Origin of the sequence: Pseudomonas sp. IzPS59 (assembly GCF_014863505.1) — a bacterium.
Taxonomy (GTDB): domain Bacteria; phylum Pseudomonadota; class Gammaproteobacteria; order Pseudomonadales; family Pseudomonadaceae; genus Aquipseudomonas; species Aquipseudomonas kribbensis.
In genome coordinates this window covers 2,965,090-2,988,790 of sequence record NZ_CP062251.1, presented here as the reverse complement: position 1 = coordinate 2,988,790, position 23,701 = coordinate 2,965,090, and the positions used below count along the sequence as shown (strand labels likewise).

Sequence of the window (23,701 nt, the reverse complement as noted above, 5' to 3'; positions counted from 1 at the left end):
ACGGAATGGAGACAATCCTACCTACGAAACCAATAGCTGATTAGACGGCAACAATGCGATAGTTTGTCCCACTGATAGAACAGTCGGAATTCCCCATGCAAGACCTCAACGATCTCTACTATTTCGCCAAAGTGGTCGAGGCCGGCGGATTCGCCGCGGCCGGCCGCTTGCTGGGCATTCCCAAGTCGCGCCTGTCGCGGCGAATTGCCGAACTGGAAGAACGTCTCGGCGCACGCTTGCTGCAACGCACCACTCGCCAGTTGAAGCTTACTGCGGTTGGCGAACGCTATCTGCGCCACTGCCAGGCGATGCTGCTGGAAGCGGAAATGGCGGACGAGACGGTGGCCAGCATGTCCAGCGAACCCCGTGGCCGCCTGCGGGTTTCGAGCCCCACAGGGCTGGCCCATGAAATGCTGCCGGTGGTGATCAGCAACTTCCTCGGCAAGTACCCGCAGGTGCAACTGGAAGTCACCCTGATCAATCGCCGGGTCGACCTGATCACTGAAGGCATCGACGTGGCCCTGCGCGTGCGCGAACACGGCGACGAAGAACCGATGCTGGTAACCCGTCGCTTGCGTCAGGCGCAAATGGTGGTGGTCGCGAGCCCTTCCTTTATACAGGGCGTGGAAATCAATCATCCGCAGGACTTGAAAACCCTGCCGGTGCTCGGCGCGCTGGAAGCCGATCGCATGGTGCATGTGCGCCTGCTCGATCAGCACGGCAAAAGTTGCGACCTGGCGCTGGAGGCCCGGCTGGGCATCGACGATTTCATCGTGCGCAAGGCTTGCGTGCTGGCCGGCCAGGGTTTCACTCTGCTGCCGATGATGTATTGCGAAGCGGAGCTGAACAACGGCACGCTGGTGCAGTTACTGCCGGACTGGTCATTGCCCGGCGGCTGGCTGCAAGCGGTGTATCCGCACCGGCGTGGAGTGATGCCGGCGGTGCGCGCGTGGATCGATCATCTGGTCGAATCGTTCAATGCCTGTGGAGAGCGACTGTTATGAAACAAGGAAAGATGAGCGAGAAGGACGTCGCGGATTTCTGCCTGGCATTACCCGGCGCCCGGGAAGACTACAAATGGGGCGGTGTGCGGGTGTTCTCGATTGCCGGCAACAAGATGTTCGCCTTGCAGGGGCTGCGCGGCGAGTCGCTGGCGTTCAAGGTCGACAAGGATCTGTTTCTCGGCCATTGCGACCGACCGGGCATTCACCCGGCGCCGTATCTGGCGCGGGCGCAGTGGATCATCATGCACCCGCCCTACCCCTTGGGCGCCGAGGAACTGCGAGGATTGCTGCAACGCTCTCATCAACTGGTGGTGAGCAAATTGCCGAAGAAAACCCAGGTGGGTTTGCTGCTGTAACCCTACCCCAGCGCCAACAGGTTCGAACCGAGGAACAACTGATCGATCCAGAACACCTGGTGCAGCGCGACGATCACCCAGAACAGAATCTGAAACGACACCTTGCGCGTCTTGTGCCGGAAGACTTGCTGGGCGACCAATGCCCCCGGCCAGCCGCCCGCCAGTTCCACGGCGTGCAGGACGTTTTCCGGAGTGCGCCAGGCGTCGGCGCGGGCCTTGCGCTTGTCGGCCCAGTACAGGAAGAAGGCCAGCACACTGACAATCCCGTAGGCCGCCAGCGGCACCAACGAGATCCCGCGCAGCCACATCGACAGCGAACCGAACAGCGGCAACGCGCAGACGATCAGCAGCACCACCAGCTTCAACTTCAAATGCTGGATGCTGCCACCGGACGGGCCGCGATCCGGACGGCGTGCGCGGGAGTCACTCATGCCTTGGCCGCCGCCCAGTCCACCCAGCCGAACTGCCAGGTCGCCAGAATCAACAGGCCGAACACGATCCGGTACCAGGCGAATGCCGCGTAGCTGTGGCTGGCGATGAACTTCAGCAAACCGCGCACGGCGATCATGGCGAAAACGAATGCGGTGACAAAACCGATGGCAAACACCGGGAAGTCCGCCGGCACGAACAGCGCGCGGTACTTGTAGCCCGAGTAGACCGCCGCGCCAACCATGGTCGGCATCGCCAGGAAGAACGAAAACTCGGTGGCAGTCTTGCGCGACAGACCGAACAACAGGCCGCCAATGATGGTCGAGCCGGAGCGCGAGGTGCCCGGGATCATCGCCAGACATTGGGCGAAGCCGACCTTCAGCGCATCTTTCCAGGTGATTTCGTCCACGGTTTCGGCGTGCACTTCATGCTGCCGACGCTCGGCCCACAACATGATGAACCCGCCAACCACCAGCGCCGTCGCCACAGTGATCGGGTTAAACAGGTATTTGTGAATCAGATCGGCAAAGATCACGCCCAGCACCACGGCGGGCAGGAAGGCGATCAGCAGGTTGGCGGTAAAGCGCCGGGCACTCGGCTGGGTCGGCAAACCGATGACCACGTCGAGAATCTTGCGGCGAAACTCCCAGACCACCGCGAGAATCGCGCCGAGCTGGATGATGATGTTGAACGCCATGGCGCGTTCGCCGCCGAAATTCAGCAGGTCGGCGACGATGATCTGGTGTCCGGTACTGGAAATGGGCAAAAACTCCGTCAGCCCTTCTACAACTCCAAGAATCAGTGCCTGCAAGGCGGTCCAAAGGTCCATCAATCCCCCAAAGAGCGATGCGCTCAGGCATGCCCCGATAGTATTTTTTTACGTTCACTGCGATCAGCGTAGCGGTTTGTTGCTGTACCGATTCCGCGCGCCAAGGATCCACACGAAACGGTCAAAATTCCGTGAAATGGCAACTTGGGTTCAGGTTTTCACCCACGGGGCCGAAATCCTAACAGACAAGCCGTAATCGCGCTGCCGCGCTCTACGACTTGGGTCGCGTATGCCCGGCCACTGAAACGTGGTTGGATGCTGGCGGTGATTTATTACAAGAAAAAGAAACCGGAGTGACAGCGTTATGAACAGCTTGCGCAGTGTGTCGATCAGCCGACGCTTGTGGCTCATCTTGATTGTGGCGGTGGTCATGCTGCTGACCCTGGGCCTGTTGATGCTCAAGCAGATCCACGATGACCTGTATCACGCCAAGGCCCAGAAAACCCAGCATGTGGTGCAGACCGCCAGCGGTTTGCTGACCTACTACCAGGGCCTGGAAGCGGCCGGGACCCTGACCCGCGACGCCGCCCAGAAACAGGCGCTGACCGCGATTCGCGGCCTGCGTTATGACCAGAACGACTACTTCTGGATCAACGACCTCACACCCGTGATGGTCATGCACCCGACCAATCCCAAGCTCGAAGGCCAGAACCTCTCGGCGATCCGCGACCCGGACGGCTTTGCGGTGTTCAACGAAATGGTCGCCATCGCCAAGGCCAAGGGCGCCGGCATGGTCGATTACCGTTGGCCGAAACCCGGTGCCAGTGAGCCGGTGGCCAAGACCTCCTACGTGAAACTGTTCGAGCCGTGGGGCTGGGTGTTGGGTTCCGGTGTGTACGTCGACGATGTGCAGGCCGAGTTTCAGGGCCAGGTCATCAAGGCGTCCGTTGTGGGGCTGGTCATCGCGCTGATCATGGGCGTGCTGGTGATTCTGATTGCCCGCAGCATCGTCCGCCCGTTGCAGGAAACCGTGAACGCCATGGCCAACATCGCCAGCGGCGAAAGCGACCTGACCCGCAGCCTCGATACCCACGGCCAGGACGAAGTCACGCAACTGGCGCATCACTTCAATGCCTTCACCGCCAAGCTGCGCCGGGTGATCGGCGATTTGCAGGTGTCGGCCAGCGCGCTGGGCCAGTCCTCCACTGAACTGGGCAACGACGCGAGCCAGGCCCAACAACGCAGCCAGCAACAATCACAGCAGATGGAACTGGTGGCGACGGCCATCAACGAAGTCACCTACGGCGTGCAGGATGTGGCGAAGAACGCCGAGCATGCCGCCAGCGAAATGCGCGATGCCGAAGCCCAGGCGCAGCAGGGCCAGATCAACATCGACGGCAGCCTGCAACAGATCGACAAGCTGTCCGGCACCATCGATCAGGCCGTCGAAGTTATTCGTACGCTCGCGACGGAAAGCACCCAGATCGGCAGCGTTCTGGAAGTGATCCGTTCGATTGCCGAGCAGACCAACCTGCTGGCACTCAACGCCGCCATCGAAGCCGCCCGGGCCGGCGAACAGGGCCGGGGGTTTGCCGTGGTGGCCGATGAAGTTCGTCTGCTGGCGCAACGCACGCAGAAATCCACGGCGGAAATCCAGTCGATGATCGAGCGCCTGCAAAATCATTCCGAAGCCGCGGTGAAAGTGATCGGCGACAGCAGCAAGGCGTCGCAACTGACTATCGAGCAGGCCGGACTGGCCGGCGCCAGCCTCAATGCCATCGGCCAGGCGCTGCGCAACCTCAATGGCCTGAACGCCTCGATCGCCAGTGCGACCCTGCAACAGGCGCACGTGGTCGAGGACATCAACCAGAACGTCACCCAGGCTGCCGGCCTGTCCCACAGTACCGCACTGGCTGCCGAGCAATCGAGCGCCGCCAGCGTACGGCTCGGCCAGTTGAGCGAACAACTGAACGGTTTGCTGCGCCAGTTCCGCGTCTGATCCCGGTCACCGGTGGGAGCTCACTCCCACCGGTTTTTGGGTACAATCCGCTCCCTCTTTTACTCCCTCCAAGGATCTTGCATGTCCGGGCTCGAACTGTTTGCCGCCGCCCTCGGTGTGATCGCCGTCTGGCTGACGGTCAAACAGAACCCCTGGTGCTGGCCGATCGGGCTGGTCATGGTGCTGCTCTACAGCTGGATCTTCTTCGAGGTGAAGCTGTATTCGGACATGTTGCTGCAAGTGGTTTACGCCGCGTTGCAAGTCTACGGCTGGTGGCAATGGACCCGGGCCGGGACGATGCATGACGGGCGTGAGGTCAGCCGGCTCGACTCCCGTTCGATTCTGCAAGGGCTGGCCATCGGCGCCGCCGGCAGCCTTTTGCTAGGCGCAGCCATGGCGCACTGGACCGATGCCGCGCAGCCCTGGCTCGACGCGGCGCTGACTGCTTTCAGCCTGGTTGCGCAGTTCTGGATGGCCCACAAACGCCTGCAATGCTGGGCGCTGTGGTTCGTGCTGGATGTGATCTTCGTCGGCCTGTTCCTTTATAAGGGCCTTTACCTCACCGCTGCGCTGTACGCCCTCTTCACCCTGATCGCGGTGCAGGGCTGGCGGGAATGGCGCGCCGATCCAGCGTTGCGCGCATGAAAGTCGTTGTCCTGACCGGGCCCGAATCCACCGGCAAGAGCTGGCTGGCGGCCGGCCTGCAGCAACAGTTCGGCGGTTTGCGGGTGGATGAATATGTGCGCTGGTTCATCGAGCAGAATCCTCGGGACACCTGCCTCGCAGACATTCCCGAGATTGCCCGCGACCAGTTGCAGTGGGAAGACGAGGCGCGAGCGCAGCAGCCATCGTTGCTGATTCTCGACACTCATCTGTTGAGCAATATTCTCTGGAGTCAGACGCTGTTCGGCGACTGTCCGGACTGGCTGGAACCGGAACTGCTGGCGCGTCATTACGACCTGCACCTGTTGCTCTCCCCGGAGCAGATCGACTGGACCGACGATGGCCAGCGCTGCCAGCCGCAGTTGAGTGAACGACTGGGGTTCTTCAACGCCACCAAGGCCTGGCTTGAGCAACATCACCAGCCCGTCAGGATCATTCAGGGCGACTGGGCCGCTCGGCAGACCCAAGCCTTCGACGCCGTACGGACCTTGCTGGAAGGCTGACCCGGTTTTCGGGTCAATGTCCCCCGTCCCGGGGCAGAAGTGTCCGTTCCTGAAACACTCCCCCCGGTGCAAAGTGCCCGTCTCAACGGCCTTCATCGCTTTGTCACCCGACTTGTTACGCCAGTGAAACACCTGCTCGCAAACCCTTGTTCCAGAGCTTTGCAACAGGTATGGGCGCTTGTACCGATGACGCGTTGTTTCAATGTTGAAACAGGTTTTGTATCAGCCCTGCACACCTTCGAGCCAACCCGTTGAAATCCAAGAACATTTAAAAACCGGCACAGCTTTCGCTCTCTCCTTCACAACGCTGACTTGGGCCAGCCCACTGAAGAAGGAATTGCCGCCGTGGGAAACATCAACAAAGCCTTCACTTGCCTTCTGCTGATCGGATCAGCAGCCAGCACATTCCTCAGTTTCAACGTTCAGGCCGAAGGCAATGGCGTGATCGTACTCAACCGCGACGTCCAGCCCATTCCGATCGGACGCAGCGCTTTCGGCAAAGACCCCTATCCCACCACCGTCAATGCCAACCCTTCCGGTCGCATCAATCAGGCGATGACCAGCACCGAACTCAATGACGGTGACTTTGCCAGTGTAGCCAGTGGCTCATCCATTCGCGGCAACATCGGGGTTGATTCCAGCCTGCCCGGCATGAACGTCCTGACCAATCCAAACGGCCTGCCCGGCATGAGTGCCGGTCACGGCGGCGGCGGTGGCGGCACGATTTCCAACACCATCAACCGCTCCCTCAGCACCGGTCTGGCTCCGCTGACCCGCATGGCCGGAGGCCAATAAGATGAATCGTTCCCTGCTCCTGCTTGCTCTGCTTGGCTGCACCAGCGTCATGGCCGATCCGAGCGCCGTGGACAGCGCCAACATTCAGAACTCCGGCGTTCAGTACAACGGCAACTTCAACGTCAACCAGGCCGCCGGCGACCAGCAACAACAGACCAACGTCAAGTCGATTGCCATCGGCACGTCGGCCAGCGCCACCACCACCATTCACCAGAAACTCGACACCCCCGCCGACCGCTCGATCAACGCGAGCTCGACCATCGGCGGCACCTCATTCAGTAACGGCAACGGCGCACTGGGCGTGAACCAGGGTTCCGGGGCCAACAACCAGATGGCCAACGCCATGCGCATCAGCATCAGTGCTGCACCGCAGAGCGTTGACGATAGCGCCCTTTCCCAACAGAACGTGGCGTTGTTACCGAGCTCAGGAGCAACTGGTACCCCCGGCAGTCGCCAGGTCACGACAAGTGATCAGGCCTTCACCGGCAGTCGCGGGGTAATCCAGGTGAACCAGAGTGCCGGGGTGGGGAACCGAATGGCTAACACCCTGAGCATCCGGGTCGCTGACTGACCCAAACAAGCAGTGCAATTAGAAAGTACCAACACTTAACCAACTAATAAGCACGACGGAGAAACACCATGAAACCTACAATGGCTCTCAAACCACTGGTTTTCGCACTCGCAGCAGTGATGGCAATCGCAGCACAGGCAGGCGGTCGTGATGACAATCACGGTCATGGTCACGATCACGGCCCAAAAGGCCCAACCCTTGAAGAACTCCTGCAAATCGGCGCTGGTGCCGGTGCTGCAGTGCTTGATGTGCAAAACAACAACGGCAACACCGTGTTGAACCAGGGCACTCAAAATAACGCCAACGTCAGCGGCTCCCTCAACGGCGCCAACGGCAACATCGGCGCAAACAACGTTGCCGGTGACGGCAACCAGCAAGACAACGCCGCTGCACTGGCAACCGCCGACGAAAGCTTCATCTTCGGCTCCGCCGTATCCGCCTCCAGCGCAACCCAGGTCAACACCAACAACACCGTTGCCAACTACTCCAGCACTGCCAATGCCAGCCTGAACAACGTCGGCAACAGCGGCTCGGGTAACATCGGCGTGAACAACGCCGCCGGCAACTTCAACCAACAGAAAAACAACCTGGCAATCGCTGTATCCGGTGGTCGTGTAGCGCAAGCCGCTGCCGCCGCCAACCAAAGCACCACCGGTCTGCAAGTCGGCAACAACGGCACTCAGACCTACAAAAAAGATACCCTTACTGGCACATTCACCGCAGGCGGCGCATTCGTGGCCGCGGGCACTGCAACCACCAAAGACGATGATCACGGTCATGGTGGTTATGGTGGCGGCTACGGCGACAACGACCGTGGCCACGGTGGTAACGGCGGCAAAGATCAGAAATCTGATTTCGTTGCCGTGGGTGTCTTCGGTCTGGCTGGTGTGACCACTCAACAAGTGATGACCCCAGACGGCTGGAAAAACCCTGTCACCAACAACGCCAACATGACCAACGTGGGCAACAACTGGTCCGGCAACGGTGGCTTCAACAACGCTGCCGGCGTTGGCAACCAACAAAGCAACTCGCTGTCCATCGCTGCAGGTTGCAAAGCCTGCATGTAATCGCGATCGAAACGAAAGCCCCGGAAACGGGGCTTTTCCTCAGTCCGCATAGGCGTATCGATCATGCGTAAGACTACCCTCCTCGCTCTGCTTTGCCTGTCCGGCCTCGCCCAGGCTGCCCAGATGCCCGTGGCTGCCCTGCCGGGTGGCACACTCGTCTACAAGAACGTGCAAAGCATTCGTGAGCGCAAGTTTTCCGACATCGTCGAACAAAAAACCGATTTCAGCTGCGGCGCCGCCGCACTGGCGACGGTACTGCGCCAGGCTTATTGGCTCGACGTCGATGAGGAGCACATCATCAAAGGCATGCTGGTCAACTCCGACCAGGACCTTGTCCGTACTCAGGGTTTTTCCATGCTGGATATGAAGCGCTACATAGAAAGCATCGGCATGCGCGCCAGGGGCTACAAGATTCCGCCGGAAAAACTCGACGCGGTCACTATCCCGGTGGTGGTACTGATGGAAATTCGCGGCTACAAGCATTTCGTGGTGCTGCAGCGGGCAGACAAGGATTGGGTCTACATCGGAGACCCGGTTCTAGGACACAAACGCTACGCCCATGATGACTTTGTCAAAGGTTGGAACGGCATTGTCTTTGCCATCGTCGGCCCCGGATACGACAAGACCAATGCATTACGCAGTCCTCCGGCACCGCTGACCGCCAAGAACAAGCTGGATAACTTCAACCCCGTCAAAGATGCTGAATTGATGGACTTCGGGTTCATACAGAGCGACTTCTTTTAATCGCCGATTATAAAGAGTGGGGCTGGATGTCCCGGGAGCAGCAGATGAAAACCTCATACTGGCTGGCCGCCGCCTGCCTGGCAGCGAGTGCGTCAGGCTATGCCAATGCAGGATTCAAACCCATAGAAATCCAGGATTCGGAGCTGTCACAGCTTCGCGGTCGTTATGTCATGCCGGGGCGGATCATCAGCTTCGGCATCGTCATGAGCAGTACCTGGCGCAACGCCAGCGGTGATCTGATCGGGGCTGCGACCTCGATGCAATTGCAGGCAGCAACCGTAAAACCCGAATTCTATGTCTCGACCATCAAGGAAACCGGCAACGGCAGCACCCCGCAAACGGGTACCGGCTCGGTCATTGGTGGCGCAGGACTCAACAGTTCCCAGGGCGTGACGCAAAGCGTCCGCGCCGCCGGCGACGGCAACACGGCCTACAACAACGTGGCGATCAATGTTTCCGAAGCCAATCAGGCCCCCGCGCTGGTACCGGCCCAAGGGCAGGCCTTGATGGCCGGACAAACGATTTCCGGCAGTAATGCCGCTGGCAGTGTCGCGGTTTCGGCCACTGGCGGTGGCGTGCAAATGGCCATTCAGGCCGCAGGCAATCAGGGCACGGCCCTGCAACAAGTGGCTCAAGGAGGTCTGCTGCAAAACACCCGCTTGCTCGGAAATGCAAACGTCGTCAACAACCTGACGCAACTCAATGTTGTCCTTAACAATAACGGCATGAGCGCCGGCGCACTGGACTGCAATTTGAGTCAACTCAGAGCACTACGCAATATCGGATATTGAACTACGCTGAGTCTCGATCCATTGGGCTTAAAGGGACGGCTTATTCATGTATCGATCAGTATCACTGCGTGCCGCTGTATGTTTGAGTACTCTTCTACCCGCGGCGATGCTGCAAGCAGCACCCGATGCGGATGTGGAGACCTTGAAACAGGAACTTCTGGAGCTTAAGCAACGATACGAAGTGCAACAGAAAGCCCTGGCGGTGCTCGAGCAACGAGTCCGCCAGGTCGAAGACCAACCGGCTTCTCCACCACCAAAACGTCTGGCCAAGTCGCCAGCCGACATGAAAGGCAATCCCAAAGTGGCCACCGGTACCGGGGCCGCAGCAGCGTCGGGGGGCGCCGCCGGGGGCAGTGGCGCATCCTATGGCCAGTCGCTGGCCGACGATTCACAACCAGCACAGAGTGTGTCCAACCTGTACGACGAGGCCAGCGGCTTCTTCGGCGGCGGCAAGTTCAGCCTGGAAACCGGCATAACCTATTCGCGTTATGACACTCGCCAGCTGATTCTCAACGGCTTCCTGGCACTGGACTCGATCTTTCTGGGCAACATCAACCTCGACCGGATCAAGGCCGACACCTGGACCCTCGACCTGACGGGCCGCTACAACTTCGATAACCGCTGGCAGTTCGATGTGAACGTGCCTGTGGTGTATCGCGATTCGACTTATCAGTCGGGCGGCGGCAATCAGGGCGCAGCCAACGTCACCACGGAACAGGATGTCTCGCGGGATCCGACCCTTGGCGACGTCAACTTCGGTATCGCCTACAAGTTCCTGGACGAGTCGGTGAACACCCCGGACGCGGTGGTCACCCTGCGAGTCAAGGCCCCAACCGGCAAGGACCCGTTCGGCATCAAACTGCGCCAGACCGACGCCAACACCAACCTGTTCGTGCCTGACACCCTGCCGACCGGTAACGGCGTCTGGTCGATCACCCCCGGCATCTCGCTGGTCAAGACGTTTGACCCGGCCGTGCTGTTCGGCAGTTTGTCCTACACCCACAACCTGGAGGAGTCGTTTGACGACATCAGTTCCACGGTCAACCAGAAAACCCCCGGCAAGGTCCGCATCGGCGACAGCTTCCAGATCGGCGCAGGCATAGCCTTCGCACTCAATGAAAAAATGAGTATGTCGTTCTCGGTCTCTGACCTTGTACAACGCAAGAGCAAGCTGAAACAGGATGGCGGGGACTGGGAATCGGTGGTGTCCAGTGACGCCAACGCCGGTTACTTCAACGTCGGCATGACCATTGCGGCCACCGACAACCTGACCATCGTGCCCAACCTGTCCATCGGCATGACCGACGATGCCCCGGACTTTTCCTTCAGCCTGAAATTCCCGTACTACTTCTAACCCGCCCCACCCTGAACGCAACATCATAAAAAGGCCCGCTGCGATGCACTCGCAGCGGGCCTTTTCAGCTTCTTCCCCGAAGAAGCACCGCGCCCTAGCGGATCTGGTGTTTGTGCAGCAAGCGGTAGAACGTCGGCCGTGAAACCCCCAGTACCTTGGCGGCCACACTGAGGTTGTCGCTGTGCCGGTTCAGCACATCGCACAACGCCTGGCGTTCGGCGCGGGTCTTGTAGTCTTCAAGGGTACCCATCGGAGTGGCCAGCGACTGCTGACTGATCAGTCCCAGGTCGCGAGCCTCGATCTGCCTACCCTCAGCCAGCACCAGCCCCCGGCGTACACGGTTGGCCAGTTCACGAACATTGCCCGGCCAGTCGTGCTTGCCCATGGCGATCAGCGCGTCTTCACTGAAGCTGCGCGGCCGGCGGCCGGTTTCGTGGCTGTAGAAATGGGAAAAGTGGTTGGCCAGCATCGACAGATCGCCATGCCGCTCACGCAACGGCGCGGTCACCACTTGCAGCACATTGAGCCGGTAGTACAAGTCCTCACGAAAGCGCTTTTTCTCGATCGCCGCTTCAAGATCGACGTGGGTGGCCGCCAGCACCCGGACATCCACCGGAATCGGCTGGCTGCCGCCGACTCGCTCAATGTGTTTTTCCTGAAGAAAGCGCAGCAGATTGGCTTGCAGCTCCAGCGGCAGATCGCCGATTTCATCGAGAAACAATGTGCCGCCGTTTGCCGCCTCGATGCGTCCGACCTTGCGTTGATGGGCGCCGGTGAACGCGCCTTTTTCGTGACCGAACAGCTCGGACTGGATCAAGTGTTCGGGAATCGCCCCGCAGTTGATGGCCACGAACGGTTTGCTGTGGCGCTGCGATTGCCGATGCAAAGTGCGGGCGACCAGTTCTTTACCGGTTCCGCTTTCGCCGCGAATCAGTACCGGTGACTCGGTGGGAGCCAGTTTGCTCAACAGCTTGCGCAGTTCACGGATCGGTTTGCTGTCGCCGAGCAGCTCGTGTTCCGGCTGGTCCACATGGACATTGCCCTGGCCACGCAGGCGCGCCATGCCGAACGCCCGACCGAGGGTGACCTGGACCCGCGACACGTCGAACGGCAAGGTATGAAAGTCGAAAAACCATTCACAAACAAAGTCGCCAACGTTCTGCAGGCGCAGCACTTCCTGATTCAGCACGGCAATCCACTCGGTACCGCTGCGGCTGATCAACTCTTTGACGGCTTCGGGACGTTCCAGGTGAAAAGGCTGCAAACGAAGCAGGCCGACATCGCAACTGCGGTCGGCGGCATTTTCCAGGCTACAACTATCAACATCCCAGCCTACGGCGCGTAAACCGGGCAACAATCGGTGACAGTCGTCACAAGGGTCGACTACCAATAAACGTCGTAACGCAGGCGCTTCGCTCATGACTGTTCCTTGGCGCCAAATTATAGGAAATGATTGTAAAAACAGTCATTTGGCAGACCTGGCTGTAACATTAGCAAGAATTTGACGGCGCCTTGTATCGATTGCTTATAGGTGTACAAGTGAAGCAGTTATAAGAACCTGTTTTGTTAGTTGGCTATCGACTCGATTCTTTCACCCAGCTTTCAAAAAACGCCGTAACAGAGATTGTATGAAAGAAAGTCGAAATTTCTTCAAATCCTGTGTGACCTACCGGCGGGTTGCGTGCATCAGTACAAGTAACTCGCCGAACGGTAAGCCCAACCGACGGCACATCACTTGATTGGGCACTACAGAGAGAAGACCCCATGACCGCCCCGCTCCGTATCAACGAAGCTCTTTTGATTGCCAACCACGCGTTCAAACCTTTTCAATGCGTGGCCTGGGCCCCACAAGACGGCAATGGCGAACTGAGCCTGACCGTTATCGACCGCACCAACTCGCAGATCGGTCGCACGCGCATCCCAAGCAGCGCCTATTCCGATCCGGCCCAGCTCGAATGCCTGTTGCAACAGGCTCGTGCTGAACTGAGCGATGAAGGTTACGCACTGCAGTCCTGGTCGATGCCACACTGATCCGAGGGCAATGCGGATGACGTTCAAGTCATCCGCCCTCTTCTTTCAAGTTGCTGAATCCTTTTTAACTTCAGCCACTTTGTACAACTTTCCTCCACACTTTCGCGTCTGAATGCTTGGCAGGCTTGCGACTGGTTCAAAAAGTCACTGTTCTGGCACACAACGACGCTCCACCTGTTAGTTCTGTCAGTTGTACTTGTGCGACTACAGGGATTGAATGTTTCGCCATGCAGTTACCGACCCGGCTCCCGGCTATTGGTCAACTTGCAAGGAGGAGCAGGCATGTTAATCCAGTCCGCTATTGCGCTCCCGGCGCTAGCGAATAACGCCGGACAACTCGACAAGAGATTTGCCGATAATGGCGTGGCTCAGGTTTATTTTTCCGGTAGCACGTCCAGTCTGACCCAGCATGTAGCCCTTGACCCGCAAGGTCGTATCCTGATCGCCGCCAAGGTTGGCACGTCTCAAGGCAGCCGTTTCGGCCTGGCCCGTCTGCTGAATGATGGCTCCGCGGATCTTGGCTTCGGCTTTCAGGGCAGCGTGATCGGCCAGTTCGCCTCTGGTTTCGAAGCCACGGGCAGCAAGGTCCAGGTCTTGCCTGACGGGCGAATTCTGCTGGCAGGCCTGCATTACGAGTCCGAACATCGCACCTTGCCCGCCCTCGCCCTGTTCGATGCGCAGGGCCGACCAGCCCCGGAGTTCGGCGACAACGGCCGGAAAATAGTGCGTTTGCCCGGCGATCTGTCCATGGGCACTCGCGACACTTGGCTGCCACCCGGTGTCCCGGGAGCAGAAGCCTGTGATTTCGCAGTCCAGGATGACGGACATATCCTGCTGATTGCCAATCACCACTGCTCACTGGCCGACCACGTCGGTATGCTGATCCGCGTTACCCCCGATGGCCATCTGGACAAGACCTTCAATGGCCGAGGTTTTGTGATGGTCCGACACTTGTTGCTCAACACCTGGCTGGGCGGTCTGTTGTTACAGGAAGACGGACGAATCGTGGTGGCCGGCGCCATCGACTTCCCCCAGGAAGGCCTGCTCGCACGTTACCTGCCGGACGGGCAGCTCGACGAACGCTTTGCGCTGGACGGTTTCCTGGCCTTCAAGGCTCAAGGACACAGCGCGCTGGTCAACCAGGTCATCGAATCCGCGAATCATCTGCATTGCTTTGGCAGCAGCCGCGACCCGATCCGCTGCATGGTGCTGTCTGTCCATAGCAATGGTCGCCCCGACCTGCACTGCAACAACGGTCAACCCACCTTGCTGGACATCGGCCCCAGCGGCTGCCAGTGGAGCGCCGCACAACGCATGCCGGACGGTCGGCTTATCGCGGCAGGCGCGACGATTGGAGGGGTCGAGGCCGATTTCATCGTTGCGCGGTATCTGGCCGACGGTCGCCTCGATCACAGCTTCGGCGCCGGCCACGGCTGGTTGCGTACGCGACTGGGCCGCAGCCTCGATACCGCTACATCGCTGGCCGTGCAACCGGAAGGCGGGATTCTGGTCGGCGGCTATTCACTGGATGGCAACTACCGCGCCGTGGTTGCGCGCTATCTGAACCCATGAACAGAAACTTCCCACACTTGATCTTGCCCAGCGCTTACGGCACCTTGCGCGCTTCTTAAAGCAAGGAGCAACCGATGTCCGGTTCGATGGCCCAGGCGTTCGCGCACAATTTTCTCGGGCATTCGCCCCGCTGGTACAAGGCGTGCATCGTCGGGTTCCTGATTCTCAACGCTGTGGTGCTGTGGTCGGCAGGTCCTGTCGCTGCCGGCTGGCTGTTGGTGATCGAGTTCATTTTCACCCTGGCCATGGCGCTGAAATGCTACCCGCTGATGCCCGGCGGCTTGCTGCTGATCGAAGCGCTGCTGTTGAAGATGACCACGCCCCAGGCGCTGTACGAAGAGTTACAGCACAACTTCCCGGTGATCCTGCTGCTGATGTTCATGGTCGCCGGCATCTACTTCATGAAGGATCTGCTGCTGTTCCTGTTCTCGCGGCTGCTGCTCGGCGTGCGTTCGAAGATGCTGCTGGCGCTGATGTTCTGCTTTTTGTCGGCGTTTCTTTCGGCGTTTCTCGATGCGCTGACCGTGACTGCCGTGATCATCAGTGCGGCTGTGGGCTTTTATTCGGTCTATCACCGCGTCGCCTCTGGCAACGATCCGCGTCAGGACAGCGAATTCAGCGACGATCAGCACTTGCCGAAGCTGCATCACGAGGATCTGGAACAGTTCCGTGCCTTCCTGCGCAGCCTGCTGATGCACGGTGCGGTCGGGACCGCGCTGGGCGGTGTCTGCACACTGGTTGGCGAGCCGCAGAACCTGCTGATCGGCCACGAGATGGGCTGGCACTTCGCCGAATTCTTCCTTAAGGTTGCGCCGGTATCGCTGCCGGTGCTGGTGGCCGGTCTGTTGACCTGCATGTTGCTGGAGAAGCTGCGCTGGTTCGGTTACGGCACCTTGCTGCCGGACAATGTCCGCGCAGTGCTGGCCGATTACGCCCGTGAAGATGATGCCGAACGCACGCCTCGCCAGCGCGCCGCGCTGATGGTGCAAGGCGCCGCTGCATTGATCCTGATTGCCGGGCTGGCGTTCCATGTCGCCGAAGTGGGTTTGATCGGTCTGATGGTCATTGTCCTGATCACCGCGTTTACCGGCATTACCGACGAGCACCGTCTGGGCAGCGCGTTCAAGGACGCCATGCCGTTCACTGCGTTGCTGGTGGTGTTTTTTGCCGTGGTGGCGGTGATCCACGATCAGCAACTGTTCGCGCCGTTGATCCAGTGGGTACTGGCACTGCCCGCCGAGCAGCAACCGGGAATGTTGTTCATCGCCAACGGCCTGCTGTCGGCGATCAGCGACAACGTGTTCGTGGCGACGATCTACATCACTGAAGTGAAACAGGCATTCCTGTCCGGCCACATGAGCCGTGAACACTTCGAGACGTTGGCCATTGCGATCAACACCGGCACCAACCTGCCGAGCGTGGCGACGCCCAATGGTCAGGCTGCGTTCCTGTTTCTGCTGACATCGGCGATTGCACCGCTGGTGCGGTTGTCGTACGGACGGATGGTATGGATGGCGTTGCCCTACACGGTGGTGATGGGATTGCTGGGCTGGTATGCCGTGAGTTACTGGCTGTAGAAACAACAACGGGAGCCCTGGGGCTCCCGTTTTTTTATGCATCGATCAACGCGGCAATATGTACTTGTCGATGGCCTGCGCCACACCGTCCTCGGTGTTCGGCCCGGTCACCAAGTCCGCCTGACGCTTCACGGCGTCTTCTGCCTGGCCCATGGCGATAGACAGGCCGGCGACATGGAACATCGCCGGGTCGTTACCGCCATCTCCGATCGCTGCGGTCTGCGCCAGTGGCACACCGAGATGGGCAGCAATCGTTGCCAGAGCCGCGCCCTTGTTGGCTTCCAGCGCCGTCACATCCAGATACACCGGCTGCGAACGCGACACTTGCGCCATGCCCTCGACCTTCGGCAGCAAACGCGCCTCCAGCTCAATCAACAGGTCGGTGTTGTTGCTGGTCGCGACGATCTTGTCGATGCGCTCCAGATACGGCTCGAAACTGTCGACCACCACCGGCGGATAACCGAGCCCATGCTGCTCCTTGGGCACCATTGGGCCATCAGGATCCTTGAGCAGCCAGTCACCACCGCTGAACACCCAGATTTCGACCTCCGGCTGATCGGCAAACAGCGCCAGTGCGGTCAGCGCTGCCGTGGCCGGCAGGTAATGTGCGACCAGAATGCTGCCGTCCGGGTTGACGATCGTGCCGCCATTGAATGCCGCCGTCGGCAGATCGACGCCCAGGGCTTCGATCTGTTGCAGCATGGCCTTTGGTGGTCGCCCGGTAGCGAGGCTGAACAACACGCCGGCTTCGCGCAATGAATGAACGGCATCTATGGTGCGCTGACTGAGGCTGTGATCGGGCAGCAACAGCGTGCCGTCCATGTCGCTCAGCAGAAAACGGATCGGCTCACTCATCCGAGACCATGCCAGACGCGACCATCGCGAGTCAGCAGATCATCGGCAGCCTGAGGCCCGTCTTCGCCAGCGGCATAAGGCTGAACGCTCGCGTCCTGTTGCCAGGCATCGAGGAACGGCTGAACTGCGCGCCAGCCGTTCTCGATGTTGTCGGCGCGCTGAAACAGCGTCTGGTCACCGGTCAGGCAGTCGTAGATCAGGGTTTCGTAGCCGGTGGACGGCTGCATTTCGAAGAAATCCTTGTAGGCAAACCCCAGCTCGATGTTGGCCATGTTCAGCGCCGGCCCCGGCCGCTTGGCCAGCAGGTCGAACCACATGCCTTCGTTGGGCTGGATCTGGATACGCAGGTAGGTCGGCTGCAATTCGTCGACCTCGGTGTCGCGGAACTGCGCGTACGGCGCCGGTTTGAAGCAGATGACGATCTCGGTGTCGCGCACGCTCATGCGCTTGCCGGTGCGCAGGTAGAACGGCACGCCAACCCAGCGCCAGTTGTCGATCATCACCTTGAGCGCCACGTAGGTTTCGGTGCTGCTTTCAGGCGAGACGTTGGCTTCTTCGCGATAACCGGCCAGTGGCTTGCCATCGATTTCGCCGGCACCGTACTGGCCGCGCACCGAGTTGGCCCGCGCCTCTTCGGTGGTCCATGGACGAATCGCACCGACCACCTTGGCCTTCTCGCCCCGCACCGCATCGGCGCCGAACGCGGCCGGCGGCTCCATCGCCACCATGGCCAGCAACTGGAACAGGTGATTGGGCACCATGTCCCGCAGGGCGCCGGTGTGTTCGTAGAAACTGCCACGGGTTTCGACGCCGACGGTTTCGGCGGCGGTAATCTGCACGTGGTCGATGTAGTGATTGTTCCAGAACGCTTCGAACAGGCTGTTGGAGAACCGGCTGACCAGAATGTTCTGCACGGTTTCCTTGCCCAGATAGTGATCGATCCGGTAGATCTGCTTTTCCGACATGACCTTGAGCAGGCAGGCGTTCAACGCCTCGGCGGTTTGCAGGTCGGAGCCGAACGGTTTTTCGATCACCACCCTTCTGAAGGCTTCGGGGGTTTCTTCCAGCAGTTTCGCAGCGCCGAGTCTGCGCACCACTTCGCTGAAGAAACGCGGCGCGGTGGCCAGGTAGAACACCGCGTTGCCGGTGCCGCTGTCGGCGATTTTCGCCGCCAGCGCGGAATAAGTGCTGTCGTCCAGGAAGTCGCCCTGGACGTAGCTGATACCTTTGGCGAGCTTGGCCCACAAGGCCGGATCAAGCATCTGATCGCCCTTGCCGACCTTCGCCGCCACTTCGGTACGGATGAAGTCTTCGAGCTTTTGGGCGAAGGCTTCATCCGTGATGGCGTTGTGGTCAACGCCGACGATCCGCAGATTTTCGTCAAGCAAGCCGTCGCGACTGAGGTTGTACAGCGCCGGCATCAGCAAGCGCTTGACCAGGTCGCCGTGGGCACCGAACAAAAACAGCGTGGTCGGTGGTGCGGGTTCTGCCTTGGATTTTCTGCGGATCGTATGGGTCATTTCTTAGGCGTCTCTACGTGGCCGCCGAAGCCGAAGCGCTGGGCCGAGAGGATCTTGTCACCGAACGTGCCCTGACCGCGGGAGCGGTAGCGCGAGAACAGCGAGTTGGACAGCACCGGTACCGGCACCTTTTGTTCCATTGCCGCTTCGATGGTCCATTGACCTTCGCCGCTGTCGGCCACGGAACCGGAGAAACCGTCGAGTTTCGGGTCGACCGCCAGGGCATCGGCGGTCAAGTCGAGCAGCCACGACGACACCACGCTGCCACGACGCCAGACTTCGGCGATGTCGGCCACGTTCAGGTCGAAACGCTGATCTTCCGGCAGAAGCTCGCTGGACTTGGTCTTGAGGATGTCGAAGCCTTCGGCGAAGGCCGCCATCATGCCGTACTCGATACCGTTGTGAATCATCTTCACGAAGTGACCGGAACCGGCAGGACCTGCGTGGATGTAGCCGTGCTCGGCACGGTGATCGTCGGACTTGCGGTCCTTGGTGCGCGGGATGTCGCCCATGCCCGGGGCCAGCGCGGCGAACAGCGGGTCCAGACGCTTAACGGTCTCGGCATCGCCGCCGATCATCATGCAGTAGCCGCGCTCCAGGCCCCAGACGCCGCCGGAGGTGCCGACGTCGATGTAGTGCAGGCCTTTTTCGGCCAGGGTCTTGGCCCGGCGGATGTCATCCTTATAGTTGGTGTTGCCGCCATCGATGATGGTGTCGCCCGCCTCGAGCAGCGTGCTCAGGGTTTCGATGGTGTCTTCGGTCGGCGCGCCGGCCGGCAGCATGACCCACACGGCACGCGGCTTGGCCAGGCCTGCAACCAGAGCAGGCAGGTCGGCAACGCCGGTAGAGCCCTCGGCGGCCAGGGTGTCGACAAAGGCGGTATTGCGGTCGTAAACAACGGTGGTGTGACCGTTGAGCATCAGACGCCGTGCAATATTGCCGCCCATGCGGCCCAGTCCAATAATCCCGAGTTGCATGTGCTGATGCTCCTTACTACAAATAAAAGTGTGTCAAAGGTTATAGCCCAACGCTCTCATGGAGGTTAGTCCAGAGCGTCGGTGTGAAGTTTCCGGGCATTGTGCCCGATCCAGACTGATAACGTCGGGAAACGTGGCGAAGACACAACGACCATGAAAAATAAAAAAGTTCCATTCACGAGCAAAAGAAACCAGAATCGGCGCCGATAGCAGATCAGCGCTCGTTATCGGGAGCGATCTGCAGTTGAGACACGCCATTTGCGAGGTGAGCAATGGGCACAGTACACACAGCAATGCCGCCACAAACCCTGTACGTCACGATCCGTCGCGATGAATTGCGTCAACTGAAAGACGAACGCGATCAGCTTAAACAAGAGCTGGCGCAACTGCGCCTGATGACCCAAGGCGTTGAGCCAAAGCCTCTGCCACGCGTCCAGCGCTCACCCCACGCCTGACCGCCCGCCTGATCGGGAACCGCTGCCCAGCCGTTCCCGACATGATCCGCCCTCTGCCATTTGCGGCAACTAACGAAGTTTTCACATTCGCTTGTTGATACTCCGGCCCATTCTGCCGTGCGTGTCTGCGCGCGGCTTCCGTTCGTCGGTTTCATGCTCCCGATATCATGAAACGTCCCGGCGGTGGCAATGGTGACTGAGTTGGAGTGCTGAATGGCATGGTTTAAACGCAGCAAGTCTGCTGCGGCAGGTTTTGACTGGGCCGGTTTCATCTGGCTGTTTGTGTTCTTCTGGTACTTCTCCGGTATCACTCAACTGCTGATCCAGCTGACCGGCACCTCAGGCTTCACCGGATTCCGTCAGGCATTCGTGATGAGCGCAGTCTGGCTCGCGCCGATGCTGTTGTTCCCCAAGCGTACCCGCCTGCTCGCCGCCGTGATCGGCGTGGTGCTGTGGGCCTGCTCGATGGCCAGCCTGGGCTACTTCTTCATCTATCAGCAGGAATTCTCCCAGAGCGTCATCTTCATCATGTTCGAGTCGAACGTGTCGGAAGCCGGCGAGTACATCACCCAATACTTCGCCTGGTGGATGATTCCTGCGTTCCTCGCTCACACCGCGTTCGCCTACTTCCTGTGGACCCGCCTGCGTCCGGTCTACATGCCGCGCGGTCGGGCCTTCGTGGCGGCCATGGCGATTCTGATCGCCGTAGTCGGTTACCCGCTGATCAAGCAGACCCAGCGCACCGGCAGCTTCGCCGGCGGTTTCGAGAAGTTCGAAACCCGCATCGAACCGGCCGTGCCATGGCAGATGGCCGTGGCCTACCACCGCTACCTGGAAACCCTGGGCGAGATGCAGGGCATGCTCCACAGCGCGAGCAAGATCCCGCCGCTACATAACCTCAAGGATGCCGGCGCCAATCAGCCTGCGACCCTGGTGCTGGTGATCGGCGAGTCCACCAACCGCCAGCGCATGAGCCTCTATGGCTATCAGCGCAAGACCACGCCGGAACTGGACAAGCTCAAGGACCAGCTGTCGGTCTTCGATAACGTCGTCACCCCGCGTCCGTACACCATCGAAGCGCTGCAGCAGGTGCTGACCTTCGCCGACGAAGAAAACCCGGACTTGTACCTGTCCACGCCATCGCTGGTCAGCATGATGAAGCAGGCGGGCTACAAAACGTTCTGGATCACCAACCAGCAGACCATGACCAAGCGCAACACCATGCTCACGACCTTCTCCGAACAGGCCGACGAGCAGGTGTACCTGAACAACAACCGCAACCAGAACGCCGCGCAGTACGACGGTGACGTGATCGAGCCGTTCAACAAGGCCCTGACCGACCCGGCACCGCGCAAGTTGATCGTCGTGCACCTGCTAGGTACGCACATGAGCTACCAGTACCGTTATCCGCCGAGCTACGACAAGTTCCAGGACCGCACTGGCGTTCCGGCCGGTGTGCGTGACGATCAGGTGCCGACCTACAACAGCTATGACAACGCGGTGCTGTACAACGACTTCGTGGTCTCGAGCCTGATCAAGGACTACGCCAAGTCCGATCCGAACGGTTTCCTGCTGTACCTCTCCGACCACGGTGAAGACGTGTTCGACTCGGCGGGCCACACCACCCTGGGTCGTAACGAAAACAAACCGACCGCGCCGATGTACACCATTCCGTTCATGGCCTGGGCCTCGCCAAAGTGGCGTGAAAACCACGACTGGAGTTTTGCCGCGGATCTGAGCCGGCCTTACAGCAGTGCCCACCTGATCCACACCTGGGCGGACCTGGCCGGTTTGAGTTTCGATGAACTGGACCGCAGCAAAAGCGTGGTCAGCGACAGCTTCAAACAGCGTCCACTGTTGATCGGCAACCCTTACGAACGCGAACAGCGAGCCCTGATCGACTTCAGCCTGATGAAGCCGAAAAAGCCCGAAGAGGCGCCGAAGGAAGTCGTCAAGCAATAACCAGAAAGGGCCGGAAACGGCCCTTTTTTCATGCTCTCGCCACACACCCTGAAATGACACTACCCCCTGTTTTCTCCTGAATCGCCCTCTCCGCCCCTTCGGTAACAATCGGTAAAACCTGCACGGGGCACGCGTTAACCCCTGGTTAATACCCTCGACGGACACTGCGCCTCAAGGGTTTGAGTCATGGATGAACGGCTCCGACATTTTTTCGCAGGAGACAATCATGAAAATCACGACTGCAATCCTTGCCGGTCTGATCACACTTGCATCCGCCAGCGCTTTCGCCGAGGGCGGTGCCGAGCGGATGCGCTATCACTGGGAAAACTTCCCGGTCCACACCGCCCAAAGCCAGCAGGCTGACACCAAAACCAACGAACTCCGCGTTCCGGACGACCAGACCGCACAGGTCACCGAGCATTACCGTCCGTGATGTAACAAGGTTTACCGATGGACCTGCGATGGCTCCGCTCTGGCTTCGCAGATGACAGTTGGGCGCCCTTCGGGGCGCCTTTTTTATGCCTGCAGTTCCTTGATCCAGAACAGCATGCGTCCGTGATTCGGGTCGAACATGCCCGGCGCAAAGCCGAATTTGGCGTATGAGCTCTGAGCGACGGCATTACCTTCGAGCACTTCCAGGGTGATCTTGCAGCAACCGCGCTGACGGGCGATTTCCTCGACCTTGTGCAGCATTCTCTGACTCAGCCCCAAGCCGCGAAACTTGGTCACCACCGACACGTCGTGCACGTTGACCAGCGGTTTGCAGGCGAAGGTCGAAAAACCCTCGAAGCAGTTCACCAGCCCGGCCGGCTCCCCGCCGACAAAGGCCAGGACGCTGAACGCGTGAGGCCGCTTGGCCAGCTCTGCGGGCAGTTGCTGCAACAGTTCGGGGGCAATCGGCTAGCCACCACCCATCGGGTCTTCGGCGTAATGATTGAGCACCACACCGATGGCCTCGGCATGCAGCGGGTTGGTAAAGCTGGCTTGAAGTACCAAAATCTCTGCGGAATCCATTTCCATCCTCGATCGCACGGGCCCCGGTGCGTTTCATACGCACTGAAAGGCTCACCGACCTTAGCGCGAGGCAACCTGCGACCACAACCCGACCGTCTCAGTGGCCCCAGATCAGTTCCTCCGTCCAGCCCAGCTCGGCGAAATCCTCGGCTCGCAGCCCGGATTCACCGGCACAGAAAAACTCATCCAGTTGCGGCGGTTTCACCGGTGTGCCGCTGAGCATGGCGTGAACCTGGCCACGATGGTGGATCTGATGTTCGAACAGGTGCGAGATCATCCGCAGACGGCTGTCGTGCTGCGGCGTGTCGCGGGCGATGGTGACGATGCGCCCCAGATCGGCATCGCGCAGTTGCTCGCTGTAGGCGATCAAGCGGCGATCGACGTGGGCCTGTTCGCGGCGCAAGGCCTGGGCCTCGGCGAAGGGTTCGTCTGCATTGAAGAACACGTAGCAATCGGGATGCGGTTCGTCACCACGCAACTCGCGTTCCAGTGCATCGACGTAGAACCAGTCGCACGTGAGGATGTGATTGAGGGTCAGACGAATGCTCGGGAAGAAACTGACCCTGGGTGCCGCCAGCTCCGTGTCATCGAGTTGCAGCCAGGCCTTGGCCAGCCGATGGTTGGCCCAGGCGTTCTGATAGGCCATGGTCAGCAAGTGATGGGACAGTGGCTGAGGCATGTCGCGCCCTCCGT

The 23,701-nt window shown here is 59.9% G+C and carries 24 protein-coding genes and 1 pseudogene; 17 read left to right on the top strand and 8 right to left on the bottom strand.

The features are described from left to right. The first annotated feature begins 95 nt into the window (after nucleotides 1-95). Together IF189_RS13360 and IF189_RS13355 are read left to right on the top strand one after the other, a co-directional pair. The gene (locus tag IF189_RS13360) at nucleotides 96-1,004 is read left to right on the top strand and encodes a LysR substrate-binding domain-containing protein (RefSeq protein ID WP_119426161.1); all 909 of its coding nucleotides are present in this window, start codon (nucleotides 96-98) and stop codon (nucleotides 1,002-1,004) included. Further along, the gene (locus tag IF189_RS13355) at nucleotides 1,001-1,360 is read left to right on the top strand and encodes an MmcQ/YjbR family DNA-binding protein (protein WP_085708154.1); all 360 of its coding nucleotides are present in this window, start codon (nucleotides 1,001-1,003) and stop codon (nucleotides 1,358-1,360) included. The genes IF189_RS13360 and IF189_RS13355 overlap by 4 nt, the downstream gene beginning before the upstream one ends. A gap of 2 nt (nucleotides 1,361-1,362) precedes the next feature. On the opposite strand, the gene IF189_RS13350 is transcribed toward IF189_RS13355, so the two are convergent. Next, on the bottom strand, nucleotides 1,363-1,791 hold the full coding sequence (locus tag IF189_RS13350; RefSeq protein WP_134826741.1) for a DUF1294 domain-containing protein: 429 nt from the start codon (nucleotides 1,789-1,791) through the stop codon (nucleotides 1,363-1,365). Further along, nucleotides 1,788-2,618 (bottom strand): undecaprenyl-diphosphate phosphatase, encoded by an 831-nt coding sequence (locus tag IF189_RS13345; protein WP_114882802.1) that lies wholly within the window; start codon nucleotides 2,616-2,618, stop codon nucleotides 1,788-1,790. The genes IF189_RS13350 and IF189_RS13345 overlap by 4 nt, the downstream gene beginning before the upstream one ends. A gap of 304 nt (nucleotides 2,619-2,922) precedes the next feature. Here IF189_RS13345 and IF189_RS13340 point away from each other — a divergent pair, with 304 nt between their 5' ends. From IF189_RS13340 to IF189_RS13300, 9 genes are all read left to right on the top strand, one after another. Then, nucleotides 2,923-4,557, top strand: a complete 1,635-nt coding sequence (locus tag IF189_RS13340) for a methyl-accepting chemotaxis protein (RefSeq protein WP_134826740.1) — start codon at nucleotides 2,923-2,925, stop codon at nucleotides 4,555-4,557. An 81-nt stretch (nucleotides 4,558-4,638) separates the two neighbouring features. Continuing rightward, complete coding sequence (gene pnuC, locus IF189_RS13335) at nucleotides 4,639-5,202, top strand: nicotinamide riboside transporter PnuC (RefSeq protein WP_119426166.1); 564 nt, start codon at nucleotides 4,639-4,641, stop codon at nucleotides 5,200-5,202. Continuing rightward, nucleotides 5,199-5,723, top strand: coding sequence for an AAA family ATPase (locus IF189_RS13330; protein WP_134826739.1), 525 nt, complete (start codon nucleotides 5,199-5,201; stop codon nucleotides 5,721-5,723). Before pnuC ends, IF189_RS13330 begins: the two co-directional genes overlap by 4 nt. Nucleotides 5,724-6,068: 345 nt before the next feature. Next, a complete protein-coding gene (locus IF189_RS13325; RefSeq protein ID WP_085708160.1) occupies nucleotides 6,069-6,518 on the top strand; it encodes a hypothetical protein in 450 nt (149 codons plus the stop codon). Between the two features lies 1 nt (nucleotide 6,519). Beyond that, nucleotides 6,520-7,089 (top strand): adhesin, encoded by a 570-nt coding sequence (locus IF189_RS13320; protein ID WP_085708161.1) that lies wholly within the window; start codon nucleotides 6,520-6,522, stop codon nucleotides 7,087-7,089. 68 nt (nucleotides 7,090-7,157) lie between these two features. Then, nucleotides 7,158-8,156, top strand: a complete 999-nt coding sequence (locus tag IF189_RS13315; protein WP_134826738.1) for a heme utilization protein — start codon at nucleotides 7,158-7,160, stop codon at nucleotides 8,154-8,156. Nucleotides 8,157-8,219: 63 nt separating this feature from the next. Next, entirely contained in the window at nucleotides 8,220-8,900 is a 681-nt protein-coding gene (locus IF189_RS13310; protein ID WP_085708163.1) for a C39 family peptidase, read from the top strand. Between the two features lie 44 nt (nucleotides 8,901-8,944). Further along, entirely contained in the window at nucleotides 8,945-9,691 is a 747-nt protein-coding gene (locus IF189_RS13305; protein WP_134826737.1) for a hypothetical protein, read from the top strand. A 46-nt stretch (nucleotides 9,692-9,737) separates the two neighbouring features. Then, nucleotides 9,738-11,045 (top strand): transporter, encoded by a 1,308-nt coding sequence (locus IF189_RS13300; protein WP_085708165.1) that lies wholly within the window; start codon nucleotides 9,738-9,740, stop codon nucleotides 11,043-11,045. A 94-nt stretch (nucleotides 11,046-11,139) separates the two neighbouring features. On the opposite strand, the gene IF189_RS13295 is transcribed toward IF189_RS13300, so the two are convergent. Further along, nucleotides 11,140-12,465 carry a sigma-54 dependent transcriptional regulator gene (locus tag IF189_RS13295; RefSeq protein WP_114882782.1) on the bottom strand — a complete coding sequence of 442 codons (1,326 nt, stop codon included), beginning with the start codon at nucleotides 12,463-12,465 and terminating at the stop codon, nucleotides 11,140-11,142. A gap of 344 nt (nucleotides 12,466-12,809) precedes the next feature. Here IF189_RS13295 and IF189_RS13290 point away from each other — a divergent pair, with 344 nt between their 5' ends. The 3 genes from IF189_RS13290 to nhaB all read left to right on the top strand — a co-directional run bounded on the left by IF189_RS13290 (nucleotide 12,810) and on the right by nhaB (nucleotide 16,225). Continuing rightward, entirely contained in the window at nucleotides 12,810-13,076 is a 267-nt protein-coding gene (locus IF189_RS13290; protein ID WP_085708167.1) for a hypothetical protein, read from the top strand. Between the two features lie 282 nt (nucleotides 13,077-13,358). Beyond that, a complete protein-coding gene (locus IF189_RS13285; RefSeq protein WP_134826736.1) occupies nucleotides 13,359-14,648 on the top strand; it encodes a hypothetical protein in 1,290 nt (429 codons plus the stop codon). A gap of 74 nt (nucleotides 14,649-14,722) precedes the next feature. Then, a complete protein-coding gene (gene nhaB / locus IF189_RS13280) occupies nucleotides 14,723-16,225 on the top strand; it encodes a sodium/proton antiporter NhaB (protein ID WP_134826735.1) in 1,503 nt (500 codons plus the stop codon). 45 nt (nucleotides 16,226-16,270) lie between these two features. Here the strand turns inward: nhaB and IF189_RS13275 are convergent, their stop codons facing one another. Genes IF189_RS13275 through gnd form a run of 3 tightly spaced genes read right to left on the bottom strand, consistent with a single transcriptional unit; the run spans nucleotide 16,271 to nucleotide 19,577 of the window. After that, nucleotides 16,271-17,080, bottom strand: coding sequence for an HAD family hydrolase (locus tag IF189_RS13275; protein ID WP_134826734.1), 810 nt, complete (start codon nucleotides 17,078-17,080; stop codon nucleotides 16,271-16,273). Next, nucleotides 17,077-18,600 (bottom strand): glucose-6-phosphate dehydrogenase, encoded by a 1,524-nt coding sequence (gene zwf / locus IF189_RS13270; protein ID WP_134826733.1) that lies wholly within the window; start codon nucleotides 18,598-18,600, stop codon nucleotides 17,077-17,079. The genes IF189_RS13275 and zwf overlap by 4 nt, the downstream gene beginning before the upstream one ends. Next, entirely contained in the window at nucleotides 18,597-19,577 is a 981-nt protein-coding gene (gene gnd, locus IF189_RS13265) for a phosphogluconate dehydrogenase (NAD(+)-dependent, decarboxylating) (RefSeq protein WP_134826732.1), read from the bottom strand. The genes zwf and gnd overlap by 4 nt, the downstream gene beginning before the upstream one ends. Before the next feature lie 272 nt (nucleotides 19,578-19,849). On the opposite strand from gnd, the gene IF189_RS13260 reads away from it, so the two are divergent. The 3 genes from IF189_RS13260 (at nucleotide 19,850) to IF189_RS13250 (ending at nucleotide 22,427) form a co-directional block, all read left to right on the top strand. After that, nucleotides 19,850-20,032 carry a DUF6026 family protein gene (locus IF189_RS13260; protein WP_085708173.1) on the top strand — a complete coding sequence of 61 codons (183 nt, stop codon included), beginning with the start codon at nucleotides 19,850-19,852 and terminating at the stop codon, nucleotides 20,030-20,032. 213 nt (nucleotides 20,033-20,245) lie between these two features. Then, a complete protein-coding gene (locus IF189_RS13255; RefSeq protein WP_134826731.1) occupies nucleotides 20,246-21,994 on the top strand; it encodes a phosphoethanolamine transferase CptA in 1,749 nt (582 codons plus the stop codon). A 226-nt stretch (nucleotides 21,995-22,220) separates the two neighbouring features. Continuing rightward, nucleotides 22,221-22,427 (top strand): hypothetical protein, encoded by a 207-nt coding sequence (locus IF189_RS13250; protein WP_134826730.1) that lies wholly within the window; start codon nucleotides 22,221-22,223, stop codon nucleotides 22,425-22,427. 83 nt (nucleotides 22,428-22,510) lie between these two features. On the opposite strand, the pseudogene IF189_RS13245 reads toward IF189_RS13250, so the two are convergent. After that, nucleotides 22,511-23,008: pseudogene (locus IF189_RS13245) on the bottom strand (GNAT family N-acetyltransferase). Nucleotides 23,009-23,105: 97 nt separating this feature from the next. Continuing rightward, complete coding sequence (locus IF189_RS13240) at nucleotides 23,106-23,687, bottom strand: DinB family protein (RefSeq protein ID WP_192553473.1); 582 nt, start codon at nucleotides 23,685-23,687, stop codon at nucleotides 23,106-23,108. Nucleotides 23,688-23,701 lie beyond the last annotated feature (14 nt).

Bases quoted from the DNA above. Each gene is read 5' to 3' on its own strand.
- IF189_RS13360 (WP_119426161.1), top strand. From the start codon at position 96: ATGCAAGACCTCAACGATCTCTACTATTTCGCCAAAGTGGTCGAGGCC.
- IF189_RS13355 (WP_085708154.1), top strand. From the start codon at position 1,001: ATGAAACAAGGAAAGATGAGCGAGAAGGACGTCGCGGATTTCTGCCTG.
- IF189_RS13350 (WP_134826741.1), bottom strand. From the start codon at position 1,791: ATGAGTGACTCCCGCGCACGCCGTCCGGATCGCGGCCCGTCCGGTGGC.
- IF189_RS13345 (WP_114882802.1), bottom strand. From the start codon at position 2,618: ATGGACCTTTGGACCGCCTTGCAGGCACTGATTCTTGGAGTTGTAGAA.
- IF189_RS13340 (WP_134826740.1), top strand. From the start codon at position 2,923: ATGAACAGCTTGCGCAGTGTGTCGATCAGCCGACGCTTGTGGCTCATC.
- pnuC (WP_119426166.1), top strand. From the start codon at position 4,639: ATGTCCGGGCTCGAACTGTTTGCCGCCGCCCTCGGTGTGATCGCCGTC.
- IF189_RS13330 (WP_134826739.1), top strand. From the start codon at position 5,199: ATGAAAGTCGTTGTCCTGACCGGGCCCGAATCCACCGGCAAGAGCTGG.
- IF189_RS13320 (WP_085708161.1), top strand. From the start codon at position 6,520: ATGAATCGTTCCCTGCTCCTGCTTGCTCTGCTTGGCTGCACCAGCGTC.
- IF189_RS13315 (WP_134826738.1), top strand. From the start codon at position 7,158: ATGAAACCTACAATGGCTCTCAAACCACTGGTTTTCGCACTCGCAGCA.
- IF189_RS13310 (WP_085708163.1), top strand. From the start codon at position 8,220: ATGCGTAAGACTACCCTCCTCGCTCTGCTTTGCCTGTCCGGCCTCGCC.
- IF189_RS13305 (WP_134826737.1), top strand. From the start codon at position 8,945: ATGAAAACCTCATACTGGCTGGCCGCCGCCTGCCTGGCAGCGAGTGCG.
- IF189_RS13300 (WP_085708165.1), top strand. From the start codon at position 9,738: ATGTATCGATCAGTATCACTGCGTGCCGCTGTATGTTTGAGTACTCTT.
- IF189_RS13295 (WP_114882782.1), bottom strand. From the start codon at position 12,465: ATGAGCGAAGCGCCTGCGTTACGACGTTTATTGGTAGTCGACCCTTGT.
- IF189_RS13290 (WP_085708167.1), top strand. From the start codon at position 12,810: ATGACCGCCCCGCTCCGTATCAACGAAGCTCTTTTGATTGCCAACCAC.
- IF189_RS13285 (WP_134826736.1), top strand. From the start codon at position 13,359: ATGTTAATCCAGTCCGCTATTGCGCTCCCGGCGCTAGCGAATAACGCC.
- nhaB (WP_134826735.1), top strand. From the start codon at position 14,723: ATGTCCGGTTCGATGGCCCAGGCGTTCGCGCACAATTTTCTCGGGCAT.
- IF189_RS13275 (WP_134826734.1), bottom strand. From the start codon at position 17,080: ATGAGTGAGCCGATCCGTTTTCTGCTGAGCGACATGGACGGCACGCTG.
- zwf (WP_134826733.1), bottom strand. From the start codon at position 18,600: ATGACCCATACGATCCGCAGAAAATCCAAGGCAGAACCCGCACCACCG.
- gnd (WP_134826732.1), bottom strand. From the start codon at position 19,577: ATGCAACTCGGGATTATTGGACTGGGCCGCATGGGCGGCAATATTGCA.
- IF189_RS13260 (WP_085708173.1), top strand. From the start codon at position 19,850: ATGGGCACAGTACACACAGCAATGCCGCCACAAACCCTGTACGTCACG.
- IF189_RS13255 (WP_134826731.1), top strand. From the start codon at position 20,246: ATGGCATGGTTTAAACGCAGCAAGTCTGCTGCGGCAGGTTTTGACTGG.
- IF189_RS13250 (WP_134826730.1), top strand. From the start codon at position 22,221: ATGAAAATCACGACTGCAATCCTTGCCGGTCTGATCACACTTGCATCC.
- IF189_RS13240 (WP_192553473.1), bottom strand. From the start codon at position 23,687: ATGCCTCAGCCACTGTCCCATCACTTGCTGACCATGGCCTATCAGAAC.